6 protein-coding genes are annotated in these 6,369 nt (G+C 68.1%); 4 read left to right on the top strand and 2 right to left on the bottom strand.

Annotated features, from left to right (window positions below):
- The first annotated feature begins 52 nt into the window (after nt 1-52).
- The 3 genes from VN378_RS15065 (at nt 53) to VN378_RS15055 (ending at nt 2,590) form a co-directional block, all read left to right on the top strand.
- Nucleotides 53-1,267, top strand: a complete 1,215-nt coding sequence (locus VN378_RS15065) for an NADP-dependent isocitrate dehydrogenase (RefSeq protein ID WP_325744377.1) — start codon at nt 53-55, stop codon at nt 1,265-1,267.
- Nucleotides 1,268-1,379: 112 nt separating this feature from the next.
- A complete protein-coding gene (locus VN378_RS15060; RefSeq protein ID WP_325744374.1) occupies nt 1,380-1,973 on the top strand; it encodes a DUF2939 domain-containing protein in 594 nt (197 codons plus the stop codon).
- A 62-nt stretch (nt 1,974-2,035) separates the two neighbouring features.
- Nucleotides 2,036-2,590, top strand: coding sequence for a DUF2939 domain-containing protein (locus tag VN378_RS15055; RefSeq protein WP_325744373.1), 555 nt, complete (start codon nt 2,036-2,038; stop codon nt 2,588-2,590).
- Here VN378_RS15055 and alaS read toward each other — a convergent pair.
- Entirely contained in the window at nt 2,587-5,259 is a 2,673-nt protein-coding gene (gene alaS, locus VN378_RS15050; protein WP_325744372.1) for an alanine--tRNA ligase, read from the bottom strand. The two genes, VN378_RS15055 and alaS, sit on opposite strands and share 4 nt — an antisense overlap.
- Before the next feature lie 71 nt (nt 5,260-5,330).
- Complete coding sequence (locus VN378_RS15045) at nt 5,331-5,855, bottom strand: MarR family transcriptional regulator (RefSeq protein WP_325744371.1); 525 nt, start codon at nt 5,853-5,855, stop codon at nt 5,331-5,333.
- Nucleotides 5,856-5,940: 85 nt separating this feature from the next.
- On the opposite strand from VN378_RS15045, the gene VN378_RS15040 reads away from it, so the two are divergent.
- The gene (locus VN378_RS15040; protein WP_325744370.1) at nt 5,941-6,357 is read left to right on the top strand and encodes a VOC family protein; all 417 of its coding nucleotides are present in this window, start codon (nt 5,941-5,943) and stop codon (nt 6,355-6,357) included.
- Nucleotides 6,358-6,369 lie beyond the last annotated feature (12 nt).

The raw sequence follows: 6,369 nt of genomic DNA, 5'->3' as shown, positions 1-6,369 counted from the left end.
CCGCTATACCGCCCGCCTCACTCCCCATTCCCAGTCAGAGGCGAACACCCGCATGGCCAAGATCAAGGTCGCCAATCCCATCGTGGACATCGACGGCGACGAGATGACCCGCATCATCTGGCAGATGATCAAGGACAAGCTGGTCTTCCCCTTCCTGGACGTCGATCTCGACTACTACGACCTGTCGATGGAAAACCGCGACGCCACCGACGACAAGGTGACGATCGACGCGGCGCACGCCATCCAGAAGCACGGCGTGGGCGTGAAATGCGCCACCATCACCCCCGATGAAGCCCGGGTGAAGGAGTTCGGCCTCAAGAAGATGTGGAAGTCGCCCAACGGCACCATCCGCAACATCCTGGGCGGCGTGGTCTTCCGCGAGCCGATCATCTGCTCGAACGTGCCCCGTCTGGTGCCGGGCTGGACCCAGCCGATCGTCGTCGGCCGCCACGCCTTCGGCGACCAGTACAAGGCCACGGACTTCCTCGTTCCCGGCCCCGGCAAACTGACCATGAAATGGGTCGGCAATGACGGTCAGGAGCAGAACTACGAGGTGTTCGACTTCCCCTCGGCGGGCGTCGCCATGGGCATGTATAATCTCGATGACTCGATCACCGAATTCGCCCGCGCCAGCTTCGCCTTCGGCCTGGGCCGCAATTTCCCGGTCTATCTGTCGACCAAGAACACGATCCTGAAAGCCTATGACGGCCGCTTCAAGGACATCTTCCAGAAAGTGTTCGACGAGGAATTCGCCGCCGAATTCAAGGCCAAGGGCCTGACCTATGAGCACCGTCTGATCGACGACATGGTGGCTGCGGCCATCAAATGGTCGGGCGGCTTCGTCTGGGCCTGCAAGAACTACGACGGCGACGTGCAGTCCGACGTTGTGGCGCAGGGCTTCGGCTCGCTGGGCCTGATGACCTCGGTGCTGATGACCCCGGACGGCAAGATCCTGGAGTCGGAAGCGGCCCACGGCACCGTCACCCGCCACTATCGCCAGCACCAGAAGGGCGAGGCGACCTCGACCAATTCCATCGCCTCGATCTACGCCTGGACGCGCGGCTTCTCGCACCGCGCCAAGCTGGACGGCAACGCCGAACTGGCGACCTTCGCCGATACGCTGGAGCGCGTCGTCGTCGAGACCGTCGAGGCCGGCTTCATGACCAAGGACCTGGCGCTGCTGGTCGGCGATCAGCAGGGCTGGCTGACCACCGAGGGCTTCCTCGACAAGGTGGCCGAGAACCTGACCGCGGCGATGAAGGGGTAAACGCACCTTCGTCCTGAACGACCCGAGGCTCGCCGGACTCGCGTCCGGCGAGCCTTTCATTTGAGCCCGAACGGCGTTCGTGCATTGTGGTGCCTGGACGTCGGGGATCACCATGAAGTTTGTCGGCAGGTTTATCGTCACGCTTATCGCCATTGCCGCGATCAGCTTCTTCGCGGCGCCTGGCATGGCCTTCTTCGCCCTGAGATCGGCGGCGGAAACCAATGACGCCTCCGGTCTGGCGCGGCTGATCGACTACGCCGCCGTGCGCCAATCGCTGCGGCCGCAGCTGGACGGCAACCCTGCGGCCGTCGCCCCGGCCCCGTCTTTCATGGAAGACCCCATCGGCGCCGTGCGTCGCCAGATCGAACAGGCGGCGACGCCCCAGGCCCCGGACGTCGAGGTCTATCTGACCCCCGCCGCCCTCGCGGCCCTGACCCGGGGCGAAGGCCGCTACGCCTCGCAGCGTACGGGCGGCCCCCTGCCGTCGCCGGACGCCACGACCACCGGCGGGCCGATGCCGAGACCGGTCTACTGGGGCATGAACCGCGCCCGGATGAGCGTGACCGACGAGGGCGGGTCCGAGACCATCTTCACCTTCGAGCGCAAGGGCCCGTTCGAGTGGAAGCTGGTCCATATCGGCCTGCCCGAGGGCGTCGCCCCGCCCGCCCCCGCGCCGGCCGCTCCGTCCCCTGCGGTCAAACGCTAGCCAGACGCGGCGATTCCCGGCTACCGTGACGACGGGAAGGCGTTTCGGCGCCAGAGGGAAGCATGGCCAGAAAGATCATCGTCGGCGTCGCCGTGGCGGCCGTGTGCGGGTTCGTGTTCGCCTGGGCGGCGTCGCCCGTTCTGGCGGCCAGGGCCCTGATCAAGGCCGGCAAGGCGGGCGATGCGCGCCGGATCGAACAGCTGGTCGACTTTCCGTCGCTGCGCACCAGCCTGAAGGAAGAGCTGAACGACGAGCTGATCGCCCGGATGCGCCGCGATCCGCGCGTGGTCGAAAGCGGACTGGGCGGCCTGGGCATGATGCTGGCGCCCATGCTGCTGTCCGGCGCGGTGGACACCCTGGTGACGCCCGAGGTGGTGGCGAACATGGTCACGACGGCCGAGGCGCCGGATCCGACGAAGCCCGGCGACCCCGATCCCGCCGACAAGCGCGACGGAAACGACATCCACCAGTCCTGGGGCTATCGCAGCCTGAACGAATTCGCCGTCACCCTGACGGACCGCGACCGGCCCGACGACCATCTGGCGCTGATCATGGAGCGGCGCGGCCTGTTCGAATGGAAGCTGGCCGCGGTGGACCTGCAGAGCGCGCCGGCCTAGGCGGCCCGGGCTCCCAGCGCCGCCCGCACCGCCGCCAGACCGGCCTCGGCCTTCGATCCGTCGGGCGCTCCCCCTTGCGCGAAGTCGGCCTTGCCGCCCGCGCCCTGGCCGCCCATGGCGATGACGGCCGCGCGCGCCAGATCGGCGGCGTTGACCTTGCCCGTCATGTCCGAGGTCACGGCGACGGTGATCGCCGCCTTGCCGTCGGTCAGGCCGATCAGGGCCACGACGCCCGAGCCGACCTGTTTGCGGAAGTCCTCGGCCACGCCGCGCAGACCCTTGCCGTCGACGCCGTCCAGCACGCGGGCGATCAGTTTGACGCCGGCGATCTCTTCGGGGGCGGCGTTGGCGGATGCCCCGCCGCCGCCCAGGGCCAGCTGTTTCTTCAGGTCGGCGACCTGCTTTTCCAGCGCGCGGCGGTCGGCGGTAAGGGCCTCGACCCGGGCCGGGACGTCGGCGACCTGGACCTTGAACGACTGGGCGAGCGATTTCGCGACCCCGGCCTGGGCCAGCAGATACTGACGGGCGGCCTCGCCGGTCAGGGCCTCGATGCGGCGGACGCCGGCGGCGATACCCGTCTCGGAGGTGATCTTGAACAGGGCGATATCGCCGGTGCGGGCGACGTGGGTGCCGCCGCACAGCTCGACCGAATAGGGCCCCTCACCGGTCAGGGCGCGGCCGAGCGTCAGGACGCGGACCTCGTCGCCGTATTTTTCACCGAACAGGGCGACGGCGCCGGCGGCGATGGCTTCCTGCGGCGCCATCATCCTCGTTTCGGCGAGCAGGTTCTGGCGGATGACGGCGTTCACCTCGTCCTCCATCCGGGCCAGCTCGTCCTCGGTGACGGGGGCGTTGTGGCTGAAGTCGAAGCGCAGGCGCTCGGCGTCGACCATCTGGCCCTTCTGGGCCACGTGGCCGCCCAGGACGTTGGCCAGCGCCTTGTGCAGCAGGTGGGCGGCCGAGTGGTTGGCGCGGGTGGTCAGGCGGGCGGCGGCGCTGGAGCGCAGCTGGGCCCGGGCGCCGATGGCCAGGGTCCCCGAGGTGACCTCGATGCGGTGGGCGAACAGGTCGCCGGCGTGTTTCTGGACGTCCAGCACCGTGGCCGAGCCCTGCTGGCCGGTGGCGTCGGTCCATTCGATCTCGCCGCGGTCGCCGGCCTGGCCGCCGCCCTCGCCGTAGAAGGGGGTCTGGTCGAACAGGACTTCGGCGGTCTCGCCGGGCGCCAGTTCGTCGACGGACGCGCCGTCGCGCACGATGGCGAGAACCTCGCCGGATCCCTCGACGGCGTCATAGCCGGTGAAGACGGTGGGGCCGAGGCGGTCGCGCAGGGCCAGCCACTCGCCCGTCGAGGCGGTCTGGCCCGAGCCGGTCCAGTGTTCGCGGCTGCGGCTGCGCTGTTCGTTCATGGCGGCGTCGAAGGCGTCGGTGTCGACGGTGAAGCCGCGGCGGCGGGCCTCGTCCTGCGTCAGGTCGAGGGGGAAGCCGTAGGTGTCGTACAGGGTGAAGGCCGTCTGGCCCGATAGCACGCCGCCCTCGCCGAGGTCGCGCGAGGCGTCTTCGAGCAGGCCCATGCCGCGGCCGAGGGTGGTGCGGAAGCGGATCTCTTCCTGCTTGAGGGTGTCGGTGATGAAGGCCTCGGCGCGGCGCAGCTCGGGATAGGCCTCGCCCATCTCGGCGACGAGGGTCGGCACGAGGCGGTGCATCAGGGGATCGGCGGCGCCCAGCAGGTGGGCGTGGCGCATGGCCCGGCGCATGATGCGCCGCAGGACGTAGCCGCGGCCCTCGTTCGAGGGGGTGACGCCGTCCGCGATCAGGAAGGACGAGCTGCGCAGGTGGTCGGCGATGACCCGGTGGCTGGGCGTCCGGTCGCCCTCGGCCTTCGTATGGGTCGCCTCTTCCGAGGCGGCGATCAGGCTGCGGAACAGGTCGGTCTCATAGTTGGAATGGACGCCCTGCAGCACGGCGGCGATCCGCTCCAGACCCATGCCGGTGTCAATCGACGGTTTCGGCAGCAGGGTGCGAGACCCGTCCGCCGATTGTTCGAACTGCATGAAGACGTTGTTCCAGATCTCCACGAACCGGTCGCCGTCCTCGTCCGGCGAACCGGGAGGGCCGCCGGGAATGTGGTCGCCGTGGTCCCAGAAGATTTCGGTGCAGGGACCGCACGGGCCGGTGTCGCCCATGGACCAGAAATTGTCCGAGCCGGCGATGCGGACGATCTTCGATTCCGGCAGGCCGGCGATCTTCTTCCACAGGTCGAAGGCCTCGTCGTCGTCGATGTAGACGGTGACCATCAGCCGCTTCGGATCGAGCGCAAATTCCTTCGTGCACAGGTTCCACGCCATCTCGATGGCGTGTTCCTTGAAATAGTCGCCGAAGGAGAAATTCCCCAGCATCTCGAAGAAGGTGTGGTGACGCGCGGTGTAGCCGACGTTGTCCAGGTCGTTGTGCTTGCCGCCGGCGCGGACGCATTTCTGCGAGCTGGCGGCGCGCTTGTAAGGGGGCGTGGCGGCGCCGGTGAAATAGTCCTTGAACGGCACCATGCCCGCGTTGACGAACAGCAGGGTCGGGTCGTTCTGCGGCACCAGCGGCGCGGACTGGACCTTCTCGTGGCCGTCGGCCGCGAAGTAGTCGAGGAAGGTCGAGCGGATCTGGTTCAGGCTGGACATGGTTCGTCGCAAACGCGTTCAGGAAAGGGCAGGGGAGGCAGCGTCCATATAGGTCTTTCGCCCCGAACGCATCACCCATCGCCGTTGTCCGCCGGCGGCGAGGTTTCCATGCCCAGAGCCAGCTTGCGCAAAAGGTCCGCCAGCGCCTTGCGTTCGGCGTCGTCCAGCACCGCCAGCATCCCGGCCTCGACCGCCATGTCCTCGCGGAAGGCGGCCTCGACCGTCGTGCGTCCCTTGTCGGTCAGCTGCACCAGCAGGCTGCGCCCGTCCCCCGGCGAAGGGGGGCGGGTGATCATTCCGGATTTCGCAAGCCTGTTGAGCCGGTCGGTCAACCCGCCGGAGGAGATCATCAGCGACCGGTAAAGCTCGGTCGGCCTCAGCGCCCAGGGAGGGCCGGAACGCCGCAGGGTGGAGAGGACGTCGAACTCGCCCGCGTCCATCCCGTGCCGGGCGAAGACCGCCTCGATCGGCGGCCGGCTCCTGAGGACGATACGACGCGCCCGGCCCAGAATCTCCATGCCGCGGGTGTCCAGGTCAGGCAGCTCACGCGTCCATTGGGCCCGAAGGCGGTCGATATGATCGGCGGTTTCGGTCATGAGAAACTATCTTGACGTCGAGATAAATGGAGTTATCTTGATGTCAAGATAACCTGCCTGTCCGGCCAAACAAGGAGAAACCGGCATGACCACCGCCCACCAAAACGGCTTCACCGTCACCGGCATCGACCATGTCGTGCTGCGCGTCACGGATCTGGACCGGTCTCTGGACTTCTACACCCGCGTGCTGGGGTGCCCGGTCGAACGCCGGCGGGACGATCTGGGCCTGATCCAGCTGCGGGCCGGGGCGTCGTTGATCGATCTCGTGCCGGTCGACGGCGTCATCGGCCAGCGGGGCGGAGCTGCTCCAGGCGCCGACGCCCACAACATGGACCACATCTGCATCCGGATCGCCGCCTTCGACCCTGAGGCCGCGCGCGAACATCTGCGCCGGCACGGCGTCGAGGTCGAATCCGAGGGCGTGCGGTACGGGGCGAGCGGCAACGGCATGTCCTTCTCGATCACCGACCCCGACGGGAACGGCGTCGAACTGCGCGCCTGACGCGGACGCGTG

The organism is Brevundimonas sp., assembly GCF_035561115.1.
Taxonomy (GTDB): domain Bacteria; phylum Pseudomonadota; class Alphaproteobacteria; order Caulobacterales; family Caulobacteraceae; genus Brevundimonas.
The sequence above is the reverse complement of the archived record's forward strand: the minus strand, read 5'-3'. Positions and strand labels throughout refer to the sequence as shown.